The organism is Ruegeria sp. AL1 (assembly GCF_056540905.1).
Genome location: NZ_JBQFXP010000011.1, coordinates 122,419 through 144,906 on the forward strand (window position 1 = coordinate 122,419; position 22,488 = coordinate 144,906).

Below are 22,488 nucleotides of genomic sequence, written 5' to 3' on the forward strand. Positions count from 1 at the left end.
CCCAGAAAATGTTTGAAACTACAGTTCTTTCCCGTCATGCACATTGCTGGAACGTTTGCTCACTCAATCGAAGTGCATCTCGATAGTTGATGAGTATGCCGTCTGCAACTCCTGTAAGACGTAGCCAGATTCTGGGGCTGTTTTTGCGCCCGCTCGGGCATGGGTACTGGGGCGTTGAACAAACCGACGGCGGTTTCACTTTCTTCGGTAAGGGCGGAAGACGTGTCGCTTTCTCTGAGCTTGCCGGATCACCCAAGAAGACCAAAGCACTTGGTTTCAAGGCCGCATCCTTTCCGCTCAAAACAGGTTCGGAGATCAAGCTGGTCGGTCTTAACAGCAATGACGTATCTCAGCTCGTTATGTCGGCACAATCGGCCATCCGTCAGTACTACTCAGCTATCATAAACGAGTCTGACAATGAGCTTCAGTCTTTGGTTAAGGCTGTTACGCGACTTGATGACCCGAGGCGTTACCCTTCCGCGTGCTTGCTCGAACCTTTTCTGAAGCGAACGTCTGCGCTTCTGCAGAGACTGCCTGAAGGCATTCCGGAAGGAGCACTGTCAGAAGAGACCCAACGTCTGTTGGAGAATGTGCGGGGCTTCGCGAGCAATCCGAGCCAAGCGCGCGGTGGCGCGATTGACCGATTTGTCGAGACCGAACTTGAAGAGATGAAGGGCTTCTTCGATACCATCGAGTCCAATCCGCTGACACCGGAACAACGTCTCGCGGTTGTGGCGGATGAAGATGCCACCTTGGTTCTGGCAGGCGCAGGATCAGGAAAGACCAGCGTAATCGTGGCGAAGGCTGTGTATCTGTTTGAACGTAAAATACGTGAGCCAAATGAAATCTTGCTCATGGCGTTTGGCAAAGAGGCCGCCGAAGAGATGGCGGCGCGCATCAAAGAACGTTCCGGGGCAAGCGTCGATGCTCTCACGTTCCATGCCCTCGGCTATGAAATCATTGGTGAGGTCGAAGGTGGTGCGCCCGCTCTGGCGGCTCACGCGAGTGACGATGCCCAGTTTCGCGCCCTGCTGCGCGACATTCTCATCAATGATGTCGGACGTTTGCGTGGCATGCAGTCCCTGCTGCTAAAGTGGTTTTCTGAGTTTTATTGGCCGTTCAAGAGCGAATGGGATTTCAAGAGCAAGAACGAATACTACCAGTACGTTGAATCCCATGACCTGCGCACCATGGGCGGCGAGCGCGTTAAAAGCTTCGAAGAGTTGCAGATCGCCAACTGGCTCTTCCTGAATGGCATTGCCTACGAGTACGAGCCCACCTACGAGCACAAGCTTCCAGACAATGATCGGCGGGCTTATACACCTGACTTTCGCCTCACCGAAAGCGGCGTCTACATCGAGCATTTCGGTGTGAGAAAAGCTAAAGATACGGTCAGCACAGTACGCCTTGTCACCGCCCCCCATGTGGATCGCGAACGCTATCTCGAAGGAATGGCCTGGAAGCGAAAAGTTCACAAAGACAATGACACCGTCCTGATCGAGACATTTAGCTACGAACAAGTCGAAGGACGATTGACCGAAGCGCTCGCCGAGAAGATCGCACCTTACGTAACCCTGAAACCAGTTTCTCAAGACCAAGTATTCGACACCTTGTCAGAGTTGGGTCAGGTCGATGCCTTCACCCAGACCCTCGCGACCTTCCTACGGCACTATAAGAGCTCAGGCACGTCGATCGAACAGTGCCAGAAACGCAGTGAGTCATCTTCAGATACACCGCGCAGCAAAGCGTTTCTGAAGCTGTTCGAGCCACTGATCGAAGCCTACGAAAAACGCCTCGAAGAGCGCATAGACTTCGAAGACATGATCGTGCGCGCTGCGGAACACGTCGAAGCAGGTCGCTACAAGAGCCCATATCGCCACCTCTTGGTGGATGAGTTTCAGGACATTTCCGAAGGCCGGGCGCGGCTCTTGAAAGCACTCAAAGCGCAGCATGACGATGCGCGCCTATTCGCTGTCGGTGATGACTGGCAGTCCATCTATCGCTTCACCGGCTCCGACATCCATCTGATGCGTGATTTTGGCGAAGAGTTTGGTGGCTCGTTTGCCGACAAGAAGGACGTTCACCGAACGGTTGATCTCGGACGCACCTTTCGCAGCGTCGATAAGATCGCGCTGCCTGCCCGCCGCTTCGTTCTTCAAAACCCGTCCCAAATCGACAAGAAGGTTGTCACCGCATCACAGTCTGATCAGCCTGCCATCCAGGTTAGGCACTATGAACGCCGTCAGCATGACGCAGCGCTCAATGAAACCCTCGACGAGTTGTCACAAGCGGCCACAAAGGAAACCAGCGTTCTTCTGCTCGGCCGCTATCACTTCCTGAAACCCAAGAGCCTCGCCGCGCTGAACCGAAATCACGCAAACCTATCGATCCGCTTCATGACGGTGCATGCCTCCAAGGGCTTGGAGGCTGACCATGTGATCATCCTCCGCGCGGAGAGTGACAGGATGGGCTTCCCCTCCGAGATTGTCGACGATCCGCTCCTCGACATGGTCTTGCCCAAGCCGGAAAACTTCGAGCACGCCGAGGAGCGAAGGCTGTTCTACGTGGCGCTCACCCGCGCCCGTCACAGCGTCACGATCCTTGCCGACCGCGAGAAGCCATCGGTATTCGTACGCGAGTTAATCGCAGACGCTGCTTACGAAGTCACACAACTCGGCACATCAGGAATTGCGGAACATCGCTGTGGAGAATGCGGTGGTCGTATGTTGGCAAAGACCACCAAAAAGGGACGCACCTTCTACACTTGCGAGCATGGACGCCTTTGCGGTGAGACACTAAGCCCGTGCAGCGTGTGCGGCCAGGACCTGCCAAACAAGGACCCTGCCAATGCCAACCAACTGATTTGCAGCTGCTGCGCAACGTTTTCAAGTTGCCCCAAATGCGATGACGGCTGGCTCGTCGAACGCCGGGGGAAGTACGGAAAGTTCCTGAGCTGCGTGAGGTTCCCAGCGTGTGACGGAAAGAACAAAGTTACCTAATCTGATACTTTAAGCGCCGTTGTACAAATGCAGGTTTCGAACCCTCGAGAATTTTGACGATCACGCCATTAATTCGCGGATTTTCGATTGAACCCGACTCATAAGAGAACTTGTAGCCTGCCGCCTTATCCAACGCGACATAGAGAATTTGCTCAGCGTCCGCGCCAACCGCAAGGTTCGGGTTGTGGGTCACGAGAATAACCTGGCGGCTCTTCTTGGCCTGCCTGATACATGTCGCAAGGACGCTAAATATGCTGTCATTGTCAAGATTGTCCTCAGGTTGGTCGATGATGAGCGGCGTCTTCTCTTTGTCGAGATGGAGATAAAAAACAAGAAGCAGAAGTCCCTTTTCGCCTGGCGATAGTTGGTTCAGGTTCTTACCACCCAACCTGAGTTCATAGCGCGCATCAAAATATTCTAACGAGAACAACAAGTCATAAAGGCGCTTAACATCCTTGACCTGCTTGCTCACGTCCTCTGTGCGAATGGCCTCGAGCACTCCCTTAGCGAACGCCAGAACGCTTTCGAAATTGTTCCAATCCGTTTCGGTGACGCGAGATTCAAGGGCTGCTTCGCCTTGTGCAGTTCCGCGAAACGGACCACTTGAAGCCTGATTTACCAGACCAAAAAACTGCTCGGGGAACTCGTGCGAGGGAACGAAGGAGGCATCAATTGTCACCTCAAACTCGTCCGACCTTACAGTTTCCAGTCTATCTTCAACGCTCGATTTCAGCCCTTCGTAGAACTCACGGACTTTCTTCTTCGCTTCAAATATTGAGCGGGCAATCTGGTCGCGTTCGGCACGTTTGCTTTCTAGCTTCGCAGACAGATCATTCTCGATGTAATGGATGCGTTTTTCTATATCTTTAATTGTCCCAGGTTTGGGGTTCTCATCTTCTCCCAACACTGCCGTCATCTTCGCCGCCAAATCGGACATTGCTTGCACATATCGCTGATAGCGGCGCTGGGGCGCGGATAGTGTTTCCTGCAACGCCTTCAATTTCTCGGATAGCAATTGGTGCGCACGACGAAGATCAGGAACGCTGACGAGGTTTGAAAGCTCTGTTGCGTCCGTGATAGCTGGTTCGCTGCCTGCTTCGAGCGTTTTGATCGCGGCCGATACTTCAATGATCTTGGCGTCAATTGTCGTCGTATCGATACGGTGGGAGATAATAGCATCGACATCCAGCCCGAAGCGCGTGCAGCTAGTTCGAAGTTCCTCCTTGGCGTTCTTGACATGGGAATCAAGCGCTGTGATCGATTCCTTTATGTCGCCCAGACCAACAAGATCGCTCTTGAGCGATGACAGCCGCTCGACGGCTTCCTTTTCCCGGCCCTCTAACTCGGACTGGTCCTGCCTGATTTTTCCAATCTGTTCGGCAATTGTCTTCTGTTCTTCGGTTTCACCTTCGGGCTTTGCAACCTCTGCCGGTTTGGAGGCTTCTAGAACGCGGTACTCTTCTCGCTTTTGTTTGAGCTGTTCTTTGAGCGCGGTCTTCGTCTTGCTGTCTGCCTGTTCTTCAAGTTCGACAATTTCGATATTCAGTTCGCGCAGCTGCACCTTTAACGCACTGATATCGCTCTTGCTTTGGGCTGTTTTTAGCTCTTCGAGCTCCGAGAACGTGACTTTCCCATACGGTCCGATTCTTCGACGTGCGAAAATACGACCTCTTCGATCTCTTCTCTAAACGCCTTAACTTCGATCTCGTTCGTCAAACTCTCGAAATAGTTCTGCGGAAGGTATTTCACGACTTCAGGTTTTTGCGGATCAACGTCCTGATCGAGTCGCTTCTCGGGCTTCGCACCGCTTGCCCAAGCCAGCGTGGCGACGAAGTTCTCTGCATAACCTTTTTGGCGGAATTTTCGGTTCTGTGCCCTGTCGGTCAGAAAGGAAAAGTGCTCGGACTGATGCGACTCTCCGAGTAAACCAATGATGTCAGCAACCGCACTCTTGCCACTGCCTTTGTTTCCGATAATAGCGGTTAGCTCGGGGTTGAAGGGAATAACAACATCCTTGAACCAGGACCCGTTAACACCTGTATACCCCGCAATCTGGTCGATCCGTAGTTCGGAGATGAACCGTGTCGCGTCTTGATCCTGCCGTTGCAGCACTGTCGGTTGCTCGCCAATATGAACACGTCCCTTTGGCTCGAAGAGGGTTTGCCGCAGTCCGCGAAAAGTCAGGTCGGCCTTAATCCAGGTCGCTTCATAGCCAGCCTCATCACCAGACAATCGCGCAAGATCGTCGAAGGAGTGAGCGTCAGTCCCTGAGAATACGGGCTTTTTCCCAGACGGTGAGCCATCCTCATAACGGTCTGTCTTTAAGAAATATTCGGTGTTCTTGGATGATCCGAAGAAGGCATCACTTGCCTTATCAAGCTCATCCGAGATCGAGATACTTCTTGGAGATTTCGTATCGACGCCTTTTAGGCCGTCATTGTTGGCGGCCGTCGCGATCAAATATGCTACCCGGTCAGGAAAGACTCCATCAAGCGCTTTACGCAAGTCGGTTATACTAACTGTGGCTTGCTCGAAGTCGGACTTTGAGGACAACTCACCGCACCGAATTCGCCGTTCGTTTTTTGTTATGTGCGTTAGCAGATCGCTCAGCAATGTCTTTAGTTTCGCTTCTGTTGCGACGTCCGGATCGATCAGTACGTGGGTATGGATGTGGCGCGCGTCCTTGCTGACCGTTTCGGTTAGACGGAACTCGATATTCGGGATGAAGAGTTTGTTGCCCTTGGGGTACGCCGCTTCATACGCGTTTTTAACGGCAAAGTAGCTATCGAAGGAAAAGTAGTCGGTTATTCCGAAGACCTGTACGTCGGATGCTTCAAGCTGCTCGACATATGCTCTGAGATTGGCGTCGTCGGCGTCGCCGTAACCGTTAGACAACTTCGTGCCGGGCGAGTGGAGATGAAGATCCCAACGTCGCCACAGCGAACCTTGTGATGAACTCCCTGCTTCAATCATTTGTCATCCTCGCGGCCCTAAATGAAACCTCAGGCATTGCGATTAGTCCCGATAATTTCGGATCGCTACCTGATCGAGCTTGCGTGCGGGAACCAGGCGGTAATGCTTTTCGTCAACCACTTTGATTTCATCGTCCTGAAGCGTTAGCTCAAAGAGCGCGACAATGTCATCGTCCATGAATTGCGCTGCGATGGCACGACAGCGCATGTCGGGGAACTTCTCCTGCACGAAACGAATATCTTGCGAAGTCTGTACGATCCCTATCTGATCCTTACCGCCCTTGGCTTGTACCGGTATTACGTAGTGACACCCGCGCTTGTCGATCCCGACATAAAGCTCATCGATTTCGATCTGACCGATGCCTTTCACAGTTGTCCGCAGGTGGTTCTGGAGGCTGTAGGTCGTGAGGCTCAGAAACGTGTCGATCAACCGGTTGTATCGGACGATGGCAAGAAGTGCCTGTTCATCGTCGAGTGCATATGCGCGTATGATCTCGGGTGTTGCGTCGGGAATATCGATCCGCGCCAAGTCTTCGCGCGGTAGGATGCGGTTTATCTTGACGAGGCGAAACCTGTAATTGGCACGCCCAGCGAGTTCTATCACCCATTCCATGCCTTCCGTTTGAGTTGCGAGAATGCTGGCAGGAAGCGCAACGCGAAATCGGAAGGAGTAAAGTACGTCTCCGAGGTTTTTTGGAAGCTTAATCCCAAGTTCTTGGGCAGCGTCTTCAATATCGGTGCGCGCAAACTCAAGCTCTGTTGCGCCTGCTGCGTATCGATCAGCAAATATCCTTTCTATTAGGGCTCCATAACGATTCGGGGACTTAGCCATATGCTTCCTGCCCCGCGAGCCGTTCGCGCTCAATATCGACTTGCCTACGCTTCTTTGCTCCGCTTTTCTGATCGCGACGACTAGGAAGCGGCTTGACCTCGAAGTGCGCCGCCGCGCCGGATAGGTCGAGTGAGAGCAATGCGTCGTCACCGAGAGAAAGCACGCGCGATGGCTGTTTTGGTTTAATACCAAGAGCCGCTATGACCTGTGCGGCGACCGCACGCGCAAGTGGCGGTGGCACGGCATTCCCGATCTGCCGCCCGCCATGCCATTTGGTGACATTGAACCGGAACCAATCAGGAAACCCGTGCAGTCTCGCCATTTCACGAACTGTGATGCAGCGATTGTAGCGATAGTGGATTGGTCGCGGGCTGGTAAATGCGCCACGCGCGCCGTCTGTTCCCGCACGCAAGGTATTCGATACGCCGTTTGGGGAAAGCTTGAAAAAACGGCTAATGGGTTCAACCGTGCCTGGCTCTGTCTCAGAAAATCGCCGCCGCGAGATTTCTGTGTGTTCTGTGCGGGCACTTGAAGTTAGAAGGGACGGGTTCCAATCCCGAACATATCCAAAGTGCCAAGCTTCATTCGCCATGCAGCGAAGTTCGGCTGCGTAGGCTGAAGGAGCAGAGAAGCTAGTCGTCTTCACCGTATCTGACGCAATCAATGTTCCAAATCTGTCGGCATCGGGTAGGTCGCCTAGCGCATCACTGCAGCTTGGTCCGTCGTGCAGCCCGTCGATTGGCTTGGCACGCCCTGAGAGGTTGGTCATCGGCTCAGGGTATTCAGGCAGTGTTTCTCCCTTGCGGCAGCCAAGTAGGAATAACCGCTCGCGGTTCTGAGGCGTGCCGAAGTTGCCCGCGTTCAGTACTTTCCAAGGGATAAGAACATCATAGCCTGCTTGATCGAAAGCTTCGACTAGCTCTTTGAGAAATGCCTTGTGCTTGCCGACCGTCAATCCTTTGACATTCTCGAATACAAAGAACCGCGCGCGAAGTTCAGCAACGATGCGAACAAATTCCAGAACGAGTTTATTCCTTGGGTCATCGAGAACGCGGTGACCAATCAAGGAAAAACCCTGGCAAGGCGCGCCACCAAAGACGCAATCTACGGGGGCGTTGCCGATACCCGCTTTCTTGCGGATTTGAGCTGCGCTGAGCCCATCAACAGAGTGCGGGATGATCGCGGTTTCGGGGAAGTTGTATTTGTGGACGGCGCAATGGACGGGATCGATCTCTACAGCGGCAGCAACATCGAAGCCAGCTTGCTCGAAGCCGAGACTAAGCCCTCCTGCTCCTGCGAATAGATCGATTCCAACTGGTCTCATAAATGCCTTGCCTCTTGTTTTTTGGATGGTGTGAGTCGTCCAAGAATTATACCTTGACTAACACAGGATGTCGATCGCTTTCTAGGCTTCATCCACAAAGGCTTGTAGGCGAAGGCGCAGGATGTCTATGTCCTTAGTCTCGCATTGCCAGACGACAAAAACGCTCCATCCAAGCTGCTGCAGCTCAGCGATCTTGGCCCGATCACGGTTAACATTTGCTTGAAGCTTGGGCAGCCAGTAGTTGAGACGGGACTTCGGGGGTCGGCCCTTGGAACAACCGTGTGCATGCCAGAAACAGCCGTGAACGAAAACGACCTTGCGATGCTTTGGTAGTACGATGTCCGGGCGGCCAGGCAGGTCTTTGCGGTGTAGTCGGAAGCGGTAGCCCATGGCGTGAAGGAGCTGCCGCACTATGAGTTCGGGAGCGGTGTTTCTGGTCTTCACCGCTTGCATGATGCGGCGACGCTGATCTGGTGTGCGGGTGTCCATGGCCGTAAGCTAGACAGAAGGGGTATCAAGTGGAAGGCGTGCCGGAACGGTCGGGTCCAGGGGCGATCCAACTGGCCTCAAGTTGGTCTCGATGAAATCGTCTTCATGAAATGACGCTCATCAATCGCGCGTTCGATTGTGCATGGTTCGGTGTCGGTGGAGAGGCAATTCTCCAAGTCCGACGAGCTGGGTTTGGGGGCGGCGAAAGGCCTCCGAGAGTGATCCATCTTCGGTAAGATGGCGGCATCCAATCCGCGTAGGGTTGGTCAGGATTTCACAAGGGCAGGAACGCCCTTTGATCGATGGGTGCAGGGAGAGCGAAGTCTTCCGCGAGTGGTTGATCGGCGATACGATCTATTGGCTCTGAAACGGGTTCAACACCCTTGAAGAGTCACGGCCTGGGGGATGCAACGGGGGCGCGCAGCGGCCCCCTTGCCAAGATGGTTTTGTACTACAAAACACATCTTGCGGCCTCGGTTTTAAAGCACTTGTAAGGCGTGATATCGACCGGCAAGCTCATACAGTTCTTCCGCGTCGTTTTTTGCTCGCCTTTTGCTTTACCTTAAACTGGCTTGATGTCAGGCTCTGCCCATCTTCGGGTCATGCCAGGGTTTCGATACTCCATAATTCGATGGACAACCGCAGGAAAAGGTCGCCCATACATCAGAGCATCTTTGCCGAAGTCATCAGCTATCGAAACGTCGATCCCTGGCTTGGACAGCAGGTGTCCAACCATCACTTCCAGACCTCTGCTTGAGGCGGCCATTAATGCGGTCGTGCCACTACCTTCTCGCTGCGCATTTATCTGCCCTGGGTCAGTCGCAAGAATGTCATCGACTCCTTTGAAGTCGTTCTTGCTGGCGCAGGCAACAATATCTCCCGCATTCCCACCAGTAGTAGTTCCGTATTCACTCATTACAACAGTTTTTGGCTTGGTGATCATGGTTAGACCTCCGCACCCAATGTCATCTTCATTTCAAAGATATCGTTAATAAAATCAGCACTATAGCTGACGCTATTCTTTAATTTAGCATAGTGATTAGCGTCTTTGCAAAAGAAATAGTTTCGCCAGTAATCCTCTCCAGATTTCTCTATCGCGCCATCAGTTACCCAAGCAGTTTCATCAATGCCACCTTCGTCGAAGCGGCGTATCCCCAAAGTTGTCAAACAGGGCCGCGCAAATGTTCTGTCGCGCAATATGCACGCTAGAGACGGATCACCAAATTCCCTTTCCGTCGCAATTGGTACCCCAATGCCGCTGTAAATCAGCGTTTCCTTTGGAGCGTGGTGCCCCATCCAACGGCTTACTTTTTCGAGCGTTTCGCGATCTGATGTATCTGGCCTAAGATAGTTAAAGTGAAAAGGAAACTCGATCTTGTGAACAAAGCAAAAGTTCGGCCTCGCATTAACTACAAATACCGGGGTTATTCGGAGGTATGGCTCACCAGATTTCCGCGCACGGTTCAAGCCTTCTACAGAAATATTATTGACTGGGATGTAAGCTCCATCAATAGATCGATGTAGTTCATACATCTCCTGTGGCGATCCGGTTGGCGCAGTGTTCTTCGATAAAAATGACCGAAATATCGATATCAATTCGGCAGTTGGTGTATCTGAGTCAAATGAGGCCGCTAGCCTCGGATATTTCGCCTGAAAGAACGCGTCGAGTACAGCAAATTTCGCGCTGTGTATCACTCTCTTCGGGCCAGATGGAACTTGGTCTTTCTTACCAAGGAAACCGAACAGGTCATCCTTGCTGAGATTATCCAAGTTCAACGGTATGTTCTTCGCGTTAACAAACTCAGTTCCCGCAACTTGCCACGCGTGGAAGCTCTCAAAGATGTGAGTATGGTAGGCGCGATACCCCATCGTAAGCAAATCCATATCGTCGGCTAAGGCAACCCAGAGACGGTACCGAAACGGCTCGGGGTAGTCCGTCCGCGTGCGGATCACCTTTGAGTTTATATCAACAACATTCATCAGTAGCTCCCTGCGATCTCAGTTTCGGATGAGTGCAACGGGCGGTCAAGCCAGCTTCCCAATCATCGGCAGTACTTCAGCGCTTTCTCAGCGCTTTCAGCGATAACGCAGCGCGCCGCGAGCCGCTCATTGTGTCATTCAGAGGCAGAAACTCGATTTTTTCGGCCTGTAGTGGAGTCGAACGCGACGAAAGGAAGACAGTTGTTTAAGAGAGCCATTAACCTGCTCTTCGGGAGGAAGAGCGCGACCACTCAGAAAGAAGAGATGCGGAGCGTGCGAAAGGCGAAGCCAGACGTGCACGTCGCTACCCAATATCGAACTCCCGAATGGGAGAGCGTATTAACGTTCTCGCTCAAGGAAAACGCGCTCGCGCCATCCGATGAGGTCATCCTTCACGCCTACAACTTGTATTGCGACGAGCTGAATGCGCCGTTTGCATCACGTCGCCGGGCGATGAGTGAGCATTTCTCCAACGTGATTGCTGAGTTTGCCGCGTTGCAGGCCCTGGCGCCTGACTTAATCGAGCGCGCTGCAGCCAAACACCGACTGGAGCTGGATCGTTTCCTCGAAAAGAAAGGCCATAAGTCATGACTGCATTACGCGCGCCCGATGGCCAGGATAAGTTTCAAGTTGTTCTGTCCGGTGTTGAGCATGAAGCCATAATGGCCGAGCACCGCCGCAGGGTTGCGGTGGTGGTTGGTATTATCTTTGCCGCCGCATTTATGACGCTTGTCATAGGCGAGACTTTGTTCGCGACGTTGATGTTCTCGATCATCAGCGTCGAAGTCCTTGGCAAAGTCATCTCTGGTGCAGCCTTTGCGTTGATGGTCCCAACGGTGATTTTGGCGACGCATGTGAAGCTTCACTATGAAGCAGATCATTTCACGGCATGGTGGCTAAAGAAACTGACGGGGGTCGGTATCTTGTTTTTTGTGCTGGGGCTGTCGTTGATGGTTGGCTTTTCCGCATGGCAAGCGGCAAAAGAAGCCGTATCGATTGTAAATTCGGGACCAACCGGGACGCTTGGTGGCCGAAACATTGGTTCGGATCAACCTGAAGCGACAGGCATTGCGAGCTGGATCGGGGCAATTCCGAACGGCATGCTGTTTCTTGGCCTGTCCTTTGGTATGATCATCACGATCTACTTTGCCTCGTTCTGCCTTGGCCGCGCATTGCAAGCCTTCAACTTGCTGACCCAGACCCCTGCGGTGGGCAAAGAGATCAAAGCGAAGATCAAAGCCATCCAGCCAGAACTCAAAGCACTACGCGCGCTTCAAAATGATGACGATGCCGCGCGGTGGAATATGCCGCTTGATCTCAAGCATAAGTTCGCGCGCGAAGCACATCATGCGTCATGGAAAGTGCTACAGGGCCAACTCGGTGCTGCGCGCCGCAAATTTAATCCCGCGCGCATGAACGATCCACTGGCGGTGGCGATCCATGATCCTGAGGTGGATCGCATCCCGAACCGCTTTTCGGATGAAGAAAGCTTCTGCCGTCACCTAGCCGATCAAATGGACCAAATGCGCATTCACAATGTGCTGCGCGTGCTGACCGGCCTTCCCGAAAATGGAGATGAAAAATGACTATCAAGAAAATGCTTCTTGCGACCAGTATCCTGTTTGCTGGCCAAACCGCACATGCGGATGATGTGACAGCGACGATGTTGGCGGTCGATATCTCCGGCTCGGTTGGTCATCTGTTTGATCAGATCAATGCGGATGAAGCCGCCGAATATGTCGAAGACTACATCGCAAGACTTGATCATCCGCACCGGCTTTGGATGTTGTCCTTTGGCGAGCCAGGTCTTGCTAACCGTGTCATCAATATCAAGGCAACGCTTGGCGAGCGCCGCGCATCCAACGCGGCGGCCCTGTCCAGCCAATTTGCAGGTTATTTCCGTGCGTTGCCGAAGTTGGTGCAAAGTGGTGATCTTGTTCCGCAAAACACCACTTCAATCATCGAGTTCTTTCAGGCGATTGAGCCTGTCTGCGCACGCGGTAATACGCGCGTGATCATGTTCACCGATGGTGTCGAATGGAGCGCGACCATTGATGGTCCCGCTTTGATGAGTGGCGCGATCAAACTACCAAGCCCATCGGATGAATTCTTGAGTGGCTGTCATGTTGAGATGATTGGCGTGGGCCAAGTGAAGAGCAACGTCGATGCTGCGGGCTTGGAGCAACGCCTGATCCCCCAGTGGGAAGATTTCTTGACCTCTGCTGGTGCTGCATCGGTCGTCGTTTCTGGCAGCTTCTTCAACTTTAGATGACTTGCGATGAATGAATTTAGAACACCTACAAGCTCCATCTTTGTGATCAATGGGCGCTTGTTTCAGGCGGCGATGCAAATCATCGCTGCATTCTCGATGTGGCCAGCCACCCCAGAGTGGTGGGGCTTTGGTGTGCTCAGTGTTTTGATGGGTCTTTGCGCGTTGGCAAACATCATCACTGCGGCTCGCGAGATGCTGAAAGTCTATGCGCGCGAAAAAGAAATCGCACGCCTCGCCCAAACGAGCCGCGCGCCGGAACCTTCCGATCTGGCAGGTATCGATGCTCTAAAGAATGCGGGGATGCTCAATGACTAAGCCAGTCAAGCGTCTGCTCGGCATCAGCGAAGATGGGAAGCCCATCTTCGCACCGAAGCACTCTCATAGCCTGTTGCTGTCGGCTGCAGGTGGTGGGAAGACCACGTGCGGGGCGATGCCATGGCTCTTGTCGTTACTGCCGGACAAGAACCGGGCAATCGTTTTTAACGACTGCAAAGACGGCGAAGTTGCAATTCAAGCTGCAGAGCTGTGCCACCGACATGGTCGTAACGTCGCCATTCTTGATGAGACAGCCGTGGCTGGTGAAGACAACCCGTTTCGCATCGCTTTGTCGCCATTTGGAAGCGTCCGTGATGCTTTTGAAAAAGAGAACGGCGAGTTGGTCTTTGCCATTGATAATGCCAACCATGCTCTGATCCCAGAGCCGCCCAATGATGGAAAGAACCAGTATTTCCGAGACGAGCCGCGCACGCTGATAGAGTTCTGCATGAGAGAGCTACTTGCCGGTGATCCACAAATGCTCACACCGGGCATGGTGTGGTCCATGCTGGCCAATCCTGATGTGCTCAAGAGCGCGGCGCATATCGCCATCGAAGAAGGCGATGAAACGCGCAAAGCGCTCGGCGCACACATTTTGGATATGGAAGAAAACAACAAAGAACATTGGGGGCAACACCGCGCCGCTGCCTTGAAGTCTTTGCGCATATACAGCGCCGGAAGTCCGCTTCATTCAGCTGGGCGCAACGCCAAACTGACCCATGAGGATTTGATCCGTGGACGATATATTATCTTCATTGTTGGTCCGCAGCGGCACATAGCGAGGCTTGGTGCCCATTATGCGCTGCACCTTCAATCGTTCGTAGATGTTGTGCTCGCGGGTGGTGGTGTGCCGGTTGAGTTCATCTTGGACGAAGCCACCAATGCGCCGCTCAAGTCTCTAATTTCGGCCATGACCGTCATTCGGGGCTATGGCGGAAACCTGCATTTCATCGCGCAGTCGCGCTCAGAGATACAGCGTGCCTATTCTGATAAGGAGACGGCAACGATCGAAGAGAATGCGATCGTGAAGCAGTATTTTGGTTTCAGCTCATTCGAAGAATGTGAGCGGATTTCGCGCGCGATCGGTGAGACGTTGGTCCAGCAACAAAGCTATGGCTTTAACAGCAAAGACCTTGAATTCACTTCGACCATCGGCACCGGCAAAGATCGCCGTATTCCGGCTGAACGTCTGCTTCGTATGAAGCCGAACGAACAGCTTATCCATGTCAAAGATGTTGGTTGGATACTTTGTCACAAGGTTGGGCAGCACCAGATCGCTCCGTTTTGCAACGGGGAGTTGGCGGCTAACCCACTGGAAGGATCGCAGCGTGCGCCCGATCCGAAAGTGACAATCAACATGGTGCCAGAGGGTGAACAATGACTCCGCGTTTGTTCAAACCCAGTTATCTGTGGTGGGTCGGCCCCGTGGCAGCGTTGTGGCTATCCTACCATGCGTTTGGATTGCCGCATGTGATTTGGTCCTACACTTGGCGGGACAACGGTCATGGTATGAGCCTATCCGTGCCACGTATCTATGTGCGCTGCCGCTTCATCGGACCCTATGGTGAATTCGATGTTCCGGCGACAGGTGGCAACTGCGCTTGGGTGCGTTTCTTCCATGAGGAGACGCGCTAATGGACTGTCTCTTCGGGCCAATCGACACGCCATTCGAGTTTCAGAATGGAAGCGAGTTCCACCCTGGCCAAATTCTTCACGACGTGGAGAACGGTTTCTTCATCGACATCACCATTGGCAATGTCGGTGTCGCATTTCTCACGGGGCAGCATGATCAAGCAAAAAGGTCTGATCTCTTCCCAGAAGGTTTCGTAATCCATTGGCTCAAGCCAATCCACAATATCGTTGATGAAGCTGAATTTCATATTGGATTCAGCATAGCAAAATATGTGATCCGGCCACAAATTTCGGCCCGAAACCAAGGGAGACTGTGATGCCAGAGTCATCCAATGAACTTCGTGCGCATTTCAATCCAAAGGGTGAGCTTTATAAGCTGCGCCATCAACTAGCACGCGTCATGAACAAAAAGGAATGGAAAACGTATTCTAAGGTTGCGGGGGAGTACGATGCCAAACGCCGCTACACCGAACGGGCATTTCAGCTTGATCGCAATTTGCGGTTTCAAGAAACCCGCAAGCGCCTGATCGATGAAGCAGGCTCCGTGAAACGCCAGTTCACACCAAAGTTCATTGGTGCCGATAACTTCGACAAGAATGACATTAATCGCCGTGCGAAAGCTCAAGTGATCGATGCCCACAAAAAAGACATAGCGCGGATTGATCGTGACGAAACCGAAGTTCTGCGCACCATGCTCGAAACCTGCGAGAAACGGGCCTTCAAACGCGAAGAAGTGAAACGGGATTTTCAAAAATCTGTGGACCGCCGATCTGGGCACGAACGGCGTCAACGATCATGGAGCCGCTAGAAACACATCAATCGCAACTTATGCGGGAAGTCACGCTGTAACCCGCAGAAATTAGGCGTTTTTAGGAGTTTATGGTAAAATGAAGTTAGGTGATAATATGGTTGAAAAACCGAATGATAAAACAGGCCGTGACGGCCTTAAGTTCGAGTTCGACTCCTCTACAAAACCAACCCTATCGGTGGATGTGGAGCGCTATCAACACTTCCTTGATGAAAGCGATTTGACCGAAGTTCAGAAAGCTGAGTTCCTTCAATCTCTTTGGAACATCATGATGAGTTTTGTTGAGCTGGGGTTCGGTGTGCATCCGCTTCAGGAAGTCTGTGGAAAAGATGCTGGGACAAGCACTCTGTCCACCGATGCAGATTCAGATGCGCTAAACTTGGATCACCCCCAAGATGACGAGGACGCCCGCGCCAATGAGCGTGAAGGCAGTTTGGAGTTAGAATGAAAGACGAGTATCTAAAAAGCGCGGAAGTAACACGGGCATTGGTCTATTGCCGCGTGTCATCAACCAAGCAACGGTTAGAAGGTAGCGGGCTCGAAAGCCAGGAACAGCGCTGCCGCGCATATGCCGATGAAAAAGGCTATGCTGTCGAAGCTGTTTTCCCTGATGATGTCAGCGGTGGCGGCGACTTCATGCGTCGTCCTGGCATGGTCGCTCTGCTTAGCTTTCTCGACGCTCAAAAGGGCAAGCCATATGTCGTCATCTTTGACGACCTGAAGCGCTTCGCCCGCGATACTGAATTTCATTTGAAGCTTCGCCGCGAATTTGCCGTGCGAGGGGCAACGATAGAATGTTTGAACTTCCGCATCGAGGATACACCTGAAGGCAAATTCATCGAAACAGTAATTGCAGCTCAAGGTGAGTTGGAACGCGAGCAAAATCGTCGCCAAGTTGTTCAGAAAATGAAGGCACGCGTCGAGAACGGCTTTTGGGTTTTCCGCGCGCCTGTTGGATATCGTTACGTGTCAGCGCCTTCAGGTGGTGGCAAGGTTCTCGAACCCGATCCAGTGCTTGCGCCGATTGTAACGGATGCGCTTGAAGGTTACGCATCAGGTCACTTTGGCTCTCAGGCCGAAGTGCAGCGTTTCTTGGAACGCAGCCCACATTTCCCAAAGGACAAACCGGACGGCACATTGCGACCAATGACGGTCAATCGTCTGCTTAAGAAGGTTGTTTACGCCGGTTACGTCGAGGCCCCCAAATGGGGCGTGAGCACCCGCAAAGGACAACATGAAGGTCTCGTTAGTTTTGAGACCTTCCAAAAGGTTCAAGACGTTCTGGAAGGTCGCAAACGCCACTATCCCGCTCGTAAAGATCACAACGCAGACTTCCCGCTGCGCGGTTTTGTTGCGTGTGATTGCTGCGGCAACGCGATGACCGCCGCTTGGTCAAAAGGCAAGTACCGTCATTACGCGTACTACCGATGCGAAACCCGTGGCTGCGAAGCTAAGAGCAAATCTGTTCCCAAGGCGAAACTAGAAGAAGGTTTTGCTGAAATCCTAAAGGGTTTGCAGCCAGCCAAAGAACTCTTCGATCTGGCGAAGGTCATGTTACGCGATGCCTGGGATATGCGTTTTGCAATCGCCCTAGGCGAAAAGGAAGCGATGCAGAAAAAGTTGGATGATACCAACAAGCAAATCGATGGCTTGCTCGACCGAATTGTCGAAGCAAGAAATGCATCCGTCGTGAGCGCCTATGAAGCGCGTATCGATAGGCTCGAACGCGACAAAATGGTACTCCAAGAAAAGATCGATGCTGCCGTGCCTGACAAGGGACGGCTGGAGGAGTGTATGGAACTCTCACTACGGTTCCTATCAAGTCCTTGGAATATTTATAAAAATGGTGACTACGCCATGCGCCAAACTGTACTCAGATTGGCATTTGCAGAGCCACTAAGGTACGGCCTAAATGGTGTGTATGGAACTCCCGAATTTTCCTTCCCTTTCAGGTATTTAGGGGGGATTTCGGGATCAAAAAGCGAGATGGTGCTGCTGGAGAGAATTGAACTCTCGACCTCTCCCTTACCAAGGGAGTGCTCTACCTCTGAGCTACAGCAGCATCGTGGGCGGGTGATTAGACTCAAACGAAACGCGGCGCAAGGGTGTCTGGACGGTTTTTTGTGTCTCCTGTAGAGAAAGGCAATGGCAGAGAAAAATTCACCTAAAAAACACGGCAATTCCGGGGAAACGCGCGAAGACCGCTTGAAAGCAGCGCTGAAAGCGAACATGGGGCGGCGCAAGGCGCAGGCCAAGGCGCGGGCGGCTTCGGATGACAAGGCCGGCAAGGACGAGGGATAAGAGCAGATGGATTCGATTCTGGTGACGGGCAACGGCCCGCTGAACGGGCATATTCCGATCGCGGGGGCCAAGAATGCGTGTCTGACGCTGATGCCTGCGACGCTTCTCAGCGAAGAACCGCTGACGCTGACCAATGCGCCGCGTCTGAGCGACATCAAGACCATGACAGCGCTGCTGCAATCGCTGGGGGCCGAGGTCTCGGCGCTGCAGGACGGGCAGGTGATTGCAATGTCCAGTCATGATCTGACCAGCCATGTCGCCGACTATGATATCGTGCGCAAGATGCGCGCCTCGAACCTTGTGCTGGGGCCGTTGCTGGCGCGGTTCGGGCAGGCGGTCGTCTCGCTGCCGGGCGGCTGTGCCATTGGCGCACGCCCCATGGACCTGCATGTCGAGGGGCTGGAAGCGCTGGGGGCCGAGATCGAGCTGAAAGACGGCTACCTGCACGCCAACGCCCCCGGCGGGTTGAAAGGCGCGGTGCATGAGATGCGTTTTGCATCCGTGGGCGCGACCGAGAATATCGTCATGGCCGCCACGCTGGCCAAAGGCACCACGGTGCTGAAAAACGCCGCGCGCGAGCCCGAGATTGTCGATCTGGTCGAATGTCTGCGCAAGATGGGCGCGCAGATTTCGGGCGAGGGCACCTCGACCATCGAAATTCAGGGCGTCGACCGGCTGCATGGCGCGACCCATCAGGTCGTAACCGACCGGATCGAGCTGGGCACCTATATGTTGGCCCCTGCGATTTGCGGCGGCGAGGTCGAGCTGCTGGGTGGCCGGATGCGTCTGGTCGAAAGCTTCGCGGCCAAGCTGGATGCAGCGGGGATCAATGTCACCGAAACCGAGAAGGGCCTGAAAGTGGCGCGCAAGAATGGGCGGGTGGCTTCGGTTGATGTAGTGACCGAACCCTTCCCCGGTTTTCCAACCGATCTGCAGGCGCAAATGATGGCATTGATGTGCACTGCCGAAGGTGTGTCCGTTCTTGAAGAGCGTATTTTCGAGAATCGCTTTATGCATGCGCCTGAACTGGTCCGAATGGGCGCTGAGATCGAGGTGCATGGCGGCACCGCTACCGTGACGGGTGTGGATCGCCTGAAGGGCGCGCCGGTGATGGCGACGGACCTGCGGGCCTCGGTTTCGCTGATCCTTGCCGGATTGGCGGCGGAAGGGGAAACAACGGTCAGCCGGGTCTATCATTTGGACCGCGGATATGAGCAAGTAGTGCGCAAGCTGGAAGGTGTGGGCGCAAAAATTGAACGGATCAAAGGTCAATGACTGACGCAAGTTTTCACGAAGGGCGCGAGGCCCCGTTGAATCTGGGGGCCGAGGATGTCGATGATTTGCAGGTGATCTCGACCCTGACGCAAGACGCGGTGTTTCCGATCACCGAGATGACGTGGCGGCCATCGCAACGCCGGTTTGGCTTGTTGCTTAACCGGTTCCGTTGGGAAGATCAGAACGCCGCCACCCGTCGTGATCGACCGTTTGAACGGGTGCAATCGGTTCTGGTGTTTGACTCGGTTCTATCCGTGTCCAGTCAGGGCATCGACCGAAGTGACAAGGACATGGTGATGTCGCTGCTGTCGGTAGACTTTGAAGCGGTGGAAGATGGCGCGGGACGGATCACGCTGACATTGGCCGGAGACGGCGCGATCCGCCTGTCGGTCGAAGCGTTGGACGTGACGCTCAAGGATGTGACCCGACCCTATCAGGCGCCCTCGGGCCAGGCCCCGCACCATCCGGAATAAACGCGGCATAGCCCAAGCGTTCTCCGGGCCTTCAAAGGGCTTGGTGCTGCGCCGTGCAACGGTTTTTGACGTTTTTCAGATCAGCCGGATGCTGATCCGTTCGATTACCTATCTGTGCGCTGCGGATCACCATAAGAACAGCGTGCTGCTGGCGTTGTGGACAGCCGACAAAGACCCGCAGGCCATCCGAAACTGGATACAATCCGGGGCCGAGCTGTGGCTGGCTGAGGTCGAAGGGCATGTCGCCGGTGTCGGCGGACTACGCCACCGGTCCGAGATTTCGTTGTTGTATGTTGATCCGGCATATGCGCGGCGCGGTGTCGGACTGGCGTTGTTGATCCGGCTTGAGGACGAGCTGTCCCGTCAAGGCTGTACGCTGGCACATCTGGATGCCACGGCTACCGCCCGTGAGTTTTATCGCCGGTTTGGCTGGCAAGAATGGGATGATCCGGGTGACTGGCACGGTATGCCGCAATATCCGATGCGCAAATTGCTGCACCAGGCGGACAAGGGTTGAGGCCACCCGATCCCGGCGATATGTCCCGATGAACTGCCTCGGAGTGCCCAATATGCCTGTTTTCCTGGATACGACCTCATCCGATTTTGAAACTGCCTTTCAGGCTTTGTTGTCCGCCAAGCGTGAAGACAGTCCAGACGTTGATGCGGTCGTCGCTGATATCATTCAGGATGTACGCGCCCGTGGAGACGCGGCGGTGATCGAACTGACTGCGAAATTCGACCGGCTTGAGCTGACGCCAGACACGCTTGCATTCTCGGCCGGGGAAATCGATGCGGCGGTTGCAGCAGTGTCGGCGCAAGACCGCGCCGCGCTGGAACTGGCGGCGGACCGCATCCGGGCTTATCACGAAAAGCAACTGCCTGCAGACCAGCAATGGACGGATGAGGCCGGGGCGACGCTGGGCTGGCGCTGGTCAGCCGTGTCGGCGGCGGGGTTGTATGTGCCGGGGGGCTTGGCGTCTTATCCCTCGTCGGTGTTGATGAATGCCATTCCGGCCAAAGTGGCTGGGGTCGAACGGCTGGCCATAGCGGTGCCAACGCCGGACGGACAGGTCAATCCGCTGGTCTTGTTGGCGGCGAGGCTTTCAGGAGTGGATACGATTTACCGCATCGGCGGGGCACAGGCGATCGCCGCGTTGGCATATGGCACGGCCTCTATCGCGCCCGTGGACATGATCACCGGCCCGGGCAACGCCTTTGTGGCCGCCGCAAAACGCCGCGTCTTCGGCAAGGTGGGCATCGACATGATCGCAGGGCCGTCCGAGATTCTGGTGATCGCCGACAAGGACAACGATCCCGACTGGATTGCGCTGGACCTGCTGAGCCAGGCTGAACATGACGAAAGCGCGCAATCGATCCTGATCACCGATGATGCCGCGTTTGGTCAGGCCGTCGCTCAGGCCGTCGATAACCGGCTTGAAACCCTGCAACGCCGCGCGATTGCCGGGGCCAGCTGGCGTGATTTCGGCGCGGTGATCACGGTGCAAGATCTGAACGAGGCGGCTGTACTGTCCAACCGGATTGCACCCGAACATCTGGAACTTTGCGTGACTGATCCGGTCGCGCTCAGCCAGAAGACCATACATGCGGGGGCCATCTTCTTGGGACAACACACACCCGAGGCGATCGGTGACTATGTTGGCGGCCCCAACCATGTGCTGCCCACTGCGCGTTCTGCGCGCTTTTCGTCAGGCCTGAGCGTGCTGGATTTCTTAAAGCGCACCACACTTAGTCAAATGACTCCGGCGGCCTTAAGGGCCATCGGTCCAGCCGCAGCGCAGCTGGCCGCTTCCGAAAGCCTAGAAGCGCATGGGCTTTCGGTCACAGCGCGGCTGGATCGCCTGAATACTTAGAAACGCCGGTTTTTTCATACACCGTGTCAAAATCCAGACAGTGAGTCGGGGCTCTGAATTGATCGCGGCTTTCCGGTTTGAATTCAGAAATATTCTGAAATAGCTGTGTTTCAGGACGTGGATGGAGAGAGATTTGGAACGGGTTGCTACGCTTTGGATTGGAAGCCGCCTTTCTTACCTTGAGCGTCTTTGCCTGAAGTCATTTGCGGATTTGGATCAACGGCCGATTTTGTACCACTATGGTGACGTGCAGGATATTCCGGACTTTGTGGAAGTGCGGGACGCCCGCGAGATTTTCGACACCGCGGAAATCTACAGAGATCCGATCAAGCGATCTGCTGCCGTTCACTCGGATCTGTTTCGGTTAAAGCTGCTCGAATTGACGGATTACATCTGGGTGGACGCAGATGCCTACGCGGTCAAACCCTTTGAAACCCGCGAGGGGTATCTGTTCCCTCATGCCCACAAAAGGCAAAGGCGGATCAACAGTGGTGTTCTGGCCCTGCCCAGTGACAGCCCCGCCCTGAAAGGCATGCTCGACTTCGCCTTTCATAGTGATCTTGTCCCACCGTGGTGGCCCAATGAGAAAAAAGAGAACTATCTGGCTCTTTTTGGCAGCTCAACATACTGGAGCTTGCCACTTTTTACATTTGGTCCGCCGATGCTTTTTCACTTTCTTAATGGTTCCCCGGAACGCTCCATGCATGTCCACCGCCAGCAGCTTTATTCGATCCCGCTGAGGTTCAGGAACCTCTGGAATGATCCCGATATCTCAAAGCTGGATCACCTGGAATGGCAGGATAAAATGTCCATTCATTTCTTTGGGTCCTGGTTTCGACAGGTTCTTGCAGGGAAAAAGATCAACTCCGGTTCGTTGGTCGATGTTCTCTTGAAGAAACATGCGGTCGACCCGATTGCGCATCCGCTTTGACATTGGTGTTTGCA

Annotated in this window: 21 protein-coding genes, 1 tRNA gene and 2 pseudogenes; 17 read left to right on the forward strand and 7 right to left on the reverse strand. The window is 54.0% G+C overall.

Annotated elements, in window-relative coordinates:
- Window positions 1–89 precede the first annotated feature (89 nt).
- Window positions 90–2,999 (forward strand): UvrD-helicase domain-containing protein, encoded by a 2,910-nt coding sequence (locus ACRZ9X_RS17565; protein WP_480521207.1) that lies wholly within the window; start codon window positions 90–92, stop codon window positions 2,997–2,999.
- Here ACRZ9X_RS17565 and ACRZ9X_RS17570 read toward each other — a convergent pair.
- The 6 genes and pseudogenes from ACRZ9X_RS17570 to ACRZ9X_RS17595 form a co-directional block, all read right to left on the reverse strand.
- Window positions 2,992–5,972, reverse strand: a pseudogene (locus tag ACRZ9X_RS17570) (TrlF family AAA-like ATPase). The gene ACRZ9X_RS17565 and the pseudogene ACRZ9X_RS17570 overlap by 8 nt on opposite strands.
- Before the next feature lie 42 nt (window positions 5,973–6,014).
- Window positions 6,015–6,803 (reverse strand): endonuclease, encoded by a 789-nt coding sequence (locus ACRZ9X_RS17575; protein WP_480521209.1) that lies wholly within the window; start codon window positions 6,801–6,803, stop codon window positions 6,015–6,017.
- A complete protein-coding gene (locus tag ACRZ9X_RS17580) occupies window positions 6,796–8,127 on the reverse strand; it encodes a DNA cytosine methyltransferase (protein WP_480521211.1) in 1,332 nt (443 codons plus the stop codon). Before ACRZ9X_RS17580 ends, ACRZ9X_RS17575 begins: the two co-directional genes overlap by 8 nt.
- An 81-nt stretch (window positions 8,128–8,208) precedes the next feature.
- Complete coding sequence (locus ACRZ9X_RS17585) at window positions 8,209–8,616, reverse strand: very short patch repair endonuclease (protein WP_480521213.1); 408 nt, start codon at window positions 8,614–8,616, stop codon at window positions 8,209–8,211.
- A 562-nt stretch (window positions 8,617–9,178) separates the two neighbouring features.
- Window positions 9,179–9,559, reverse strand: a complete 381-nt coding sequence (locus ACRZ9X_RS17590; protein ID WP_480521215.1) for a hypothetical protein — start codon at window positions 9,557–9,559, stop codon at window positions 9,179–9,181.
- A 2-nt stretch (window positions 9,560–9,561) separates the two neighbouring features.
- A complete protein-coding gene (locus ACRZ9X_RS17595) occupies window positions 9,562–10,596 on the reverse strand; it encodes a hypothetical protein (protein WP_480521217.1) in 1,035 nt (344 codons plus the stop codon).
- A gap of 201 nt (window positions 10,597–10,797) precedes the next feature.
- On the opposite strand from ACRZ9X_RS17595, the gene ACRZ9X_RS17600 reads away from it, so the two are divergent.
- From ACRZ9X_RS17600 to ACRZ9X_RS17645, 10 genes and pseudogenes are all read left to right on the forward strand, one after another.
- On the forward strand, window positions 10,798–11,187 hold the full coding sequence (locus ACRZ9X_RS17600; protein WP_480521218.1) for a hypothetical protein: 390 nt from the start codon (window positions 10,798–10,800) through the stop codon (window positions 11,185–11,187).
- Entirely contained in the window at window positions 11,184–12,182 is a 999-nt protein-coding gene (locus ACRZ9X_RS17605; RefSeq protein ID WP_480521220.1) for a hypothetical protein, read from the forward strand. The genes ACRZ9X_RS17600 and ACRZ9X_RS17605 overlap by 4 nt, the downstream gene beginning before the upstream one ends.
- A complete protein-coding gene (locus tag ACRZ9X_RS17610; RefSeq protein ID WP_480521222.1) occupies window positions 12,179–12,868 on the forward strand; it encodes a hypothetical protein in 690 nt (229 codons plus the stop codon). Before ACRZ9X_RS17605 ends, ACRZ9X_RS17610 begins: the two co-directional genes overlap by 4 nt.
- A 72-nt stretch (window positions 12,869–12,940) precedes the next feature.
- Complete coding sequence (locus ACRZ9X_RS17615) at window positions 12,941–13,183, forward strand: hypothetical protein (protein WP_480521224.1); 243 nt, start codon at window positions 12,941–12,943, stop codon at window positions 13,181–13,183.
- On the forward strand, window positions 13,176–14,564 hold the full coding sequence (locus tag ACRZ9X_RS17620; protein ID WP_480521226.1) for a type IV secretory system conjugative DNA transfer family protein: 1,389 nt from the start codon (window positions 13,176–13,178) through the stop codon (window positions 14,562–14,564). The genes ACRZ9X_RS17615 and ACRZ9X_RS17620 overlap by 8 nt, the downstream gene beginning before the upstream one ends.
- A complete protein-coding gene (locus tag ACRZ9X_RS17625) occupies window positions 14,561–14,818 on the forward strand; it encodes a hypothetical protein (protein ID WP_480521228.1) in 258 nt (85 codons plus the stop codon). The genes ACRZ9X_RS17620 and ACRZ9X_RS17625 overlap by 4 nt, the downstream gene beginning before the upstream one ends.
- Window positions 14,818–15,132, forward strand: coding sequence for a hypothetical protein (locus ACRZ9X_RS17630; protein ID WP_480521229.1), 315 nt, complete (start codon window positions 14,818–14,820; stop codon window positions 15,130–15,132). The genes ACRZ9X_RS17625 and ACRZ9X_RS17630 overlap by 1 nt, the downstream gene beginning before the upstream one ends.
- Window positions 15,132–15,623 carry a hypothetical protein gene (locus ACRZ9X_RS17635; protein WP_480521231.1) on the forward strand — a complete coding sequence of 164 codons (492 nt, stop codon included), beginning with the start codon at window positions 15,132–15,134 and terminating at the stop codon, window positions 15,621–15,623. Before ACRZ9X_RS17630 ends, ACRZ9X_RS17635 begins: the two co-directional genes overlap by 1 nt.
- A 79-nt stretch (window positions 15,624–15,702) precedes the next feature.
- Window positions 15,703–16,071, forward strand: coding sequence for a hypothetical protein (locus ACRZ9X_RS17640; protein WP_480521233.1), 369 nt, complete (start codon window positions 15,703–15,705; stop codon window positions 16,069–16,071).
- Window positions 16,068–17,063, forward strand: a pseudogene (locus ACRZ9X_RS17645) (recombinase family protein); the annotation flags it as partial. The gene ACRZ9X_RS17640 and the pseudogene ACRZ9X_RS17645, both read left to right, overlap by 4 nt.
- A 547-nt stretch (window positions 17,064–17,610) precedes the next feature.
- Here ACRZ9X_RS17645 and ACRZ9X_RS17650 read toward each other — a convergent pair.
- A tRNA-Thr gene (locus ACRZ9X_RS17650) sits at window positions 17,611–17,685 on the reverse strand.
- Between the two features lie 83 nt (window positions 17,686–17,768).
- Between ACRZ9X_RS17650 and ACRZ9X_RS17655 the strand changes: the two genes are divergently transcribed.
- The 6 genes from ACRZ9X_RS17655 (at window position 17,769) to ACRZ9X_RS17680 (ending at window position 22,474) form a co-directional block, all read left to right on the forward strand.
- A complete protein-coding gene (locus ACRZ9X_RS17655; RefSeq protein WP_480521235.1) occupies window positions 17,769–17,924 on the forward strand; it encodes a hypothetical protein in 156 nt (51 codons plus the stop codon).
- A 6-nt stretch (window positions 17,925–17,930) separates the two neighbouring features.
- The gene (gene murA / locus ACRZ9X_RS17660; RefSeq protein WP_480521237.1) at window positions 17,931–19,199 is read left to right on the forward strand and encodes a UDP-N-acetylglucosamine 1-carboxyvinyltransferase; all 1,269 of its coding nucleotides are present in this window, start codon (window positions 17,931–17,933) and stop codon (window positions 19,197–19,199) included.
- Window positions 19,196–19,672, forward strand: coding sequence for a DUF2948 family protein (locus ACRZ9X_RS17665; protein WP_480521239.1), 477 nt, complete (start codon window positions 19,196–19,198; stop codon window positions 19,670–19,672). Before murA ends, ACRZ9X_RS17665 begins: the two co-directional genes overlap by 4 nt.
- Window positions 19,673–19,715: 43 nt before the next feature.
- The gene (locus tag ACRZ9X_RS17670) at window positions 19,716–20,189 is read left to right on the forward strand and encodes a GNAT family N-acetyltransferase (RefSeq protein WP_480521241.1); all 474 of its coding nucleotides are present in this window, start codon (window positions 19,716–19,718) and stop codon (window positions 20,187–20,189) included.
- A 52-nt stretch (window positions 20,190–20,241) separates the two neighbouring features.
- The gene (hisD, locus tag ACRZ9X_RS17675) at window positions 20,242–21,543 is read left to right on the forward strand and encodes a histidinol dehydrogenase (RefSeq protein WP_480521243.1); all 1,302 of its coding nucleotides are present in this window, start codon (window positions 20,242–20,244) and stop codon (window positions 21,541–21,543) included.
- Between the two features lie 247 nt (window positions 21,544–21,790).
- A complete protein-coding gene (locus ACRZ9X_RS17680) occupies window positions 21,791–22,474 on the forward strand; it encodes a glycosyltransferase family 32 protein (protein WP_480521245.1) in 684 nt (227 codons plus the stop codon).
- Window positions 22,475–22,488: the final 14 nt, after the last annotated feature.

Coding starts and splice junctions, on each gene's coding strand:
- ACRZ9X_RS17565 (WP_480521207.1), top strand. CDS start 90: ATGAGTATGCCGTCTGCAACTCCTGTAAGACGTAGCCAGATTCTGGGG.
- ACRZ9X_RS17575 (WP_480521209.1), bottom strand. CDS start 6,803: ATGGCTAAGTCCCCGAATCGTTATGGAGCCCTAATAGAAAGGATATTT.
- ACRZ9X_RS17580 (WP_480521211.1), bottom strand. CDS start 8,127: ATGAGACCAGTTGGAATCGATCTATTCGCAGGAGCAGGAGGGCTTAGT.
- ACRZ9X_RS17585 (WP_480521213.1), bottom strand. CDS start 8,616: ATGGACACCCGCACACCAGATCAGCGTCGCCGCATCATGCAAGCGGTG.
- ACRZ9X_RS17590 (WP_480521215.1), bottom strand. CDS start 9,559: ATGATCACCAAGCCAAAAACTGTTGTAATGAGTGAATACGGAACTACT.
- ACRZ9X_RS17595 (WP_480521217.1), bottom strand. CDS start 10,596: ATGAATGTTGTTGATATAAACTCAAAGGTGATCCGCACGCGGACGGAC.
- ACRZ9X_RS17605 (WP_480521220.1), top strand. CDS start 11,184: ATGACTGCATTACGCGCGCCCGATGGCCAGGATAAGTTTCAAGTTGTT.
- ACRZ9X_RS17610 (WP_480521222.1), top strand. CDS start 12,179: ATGACTATCAAGAAAATGCTTCTTGCGACCAGTATCCTGTTTGCTGGC.
- ACRZ9X_RS17615 (WP_480521224.1), top strand. CDS start 12,941: ATGCAAATCATCGCTGCATTCTCGATGTGGCCAGCCACCCCAGAGTGG.
- ACRZ9X_RS17620 (WP_480521226.1), top strand. CDS start 13,176: ATGACTAAGCCAGTCAAGCGTCTGCTCGGCATCAGCGAAGATGGGAAG.
- ACRZ9X_RS17625 (WP_480521228.1), top strand. CDS start 14,561: ATGACTCCGCGTTTGTTCAAACCCAGTTATCTGTGGTGGGTCGGCCCC.
- ACRZ9X_RS17630 (WP_480521229.1), top strand. CDS start 14,818: ATGGACTGTCTCTTCGGGCCAATCGACACGCCATTCGAGTTTCAGAAT.
- ACRZ9X_RS17635 (WP_480521231.1), top strand. CDS start 15,132: ATGCCAGAGTCATCCAATGAACTTCGTGCGCATTTCAATCCAAAGGGT.
- ACRZ9X_RS17640 (WP_480521233.1), top strand. CDS start 15,703: ATGAAGTTAGGTGATAATATGGTTGAAAAACCGAATGATAAAACAGGC.
- ACRZ9X_RS17655 (WP_480521235.1), top strand. CDS start 17,769: ATGGCAGAGAAAAATTCACCTAAAAAACACGGCAATTCCGGGGAAACG.
- murA (WP_480521237.1), top strand. CDS start 17,931: ATGGATTCGATTCTGGTGACGGGCAACGGCCCGCTGAACGGGCATATT.
- ACRZ9X_RS17665 (WP_480521239.1), top strand. CDS start 19,196: ATGACTGACGCAAGTTTTCACGAAGGGCGCGAGGCCCCGTTGAATCTG.
- hisD (WP_480521243.1), top strand. CDS start 20,242: ATGCCTGTTTTCCTGGATACGACCTCATCCGATTTTGAAACTGCCTTT.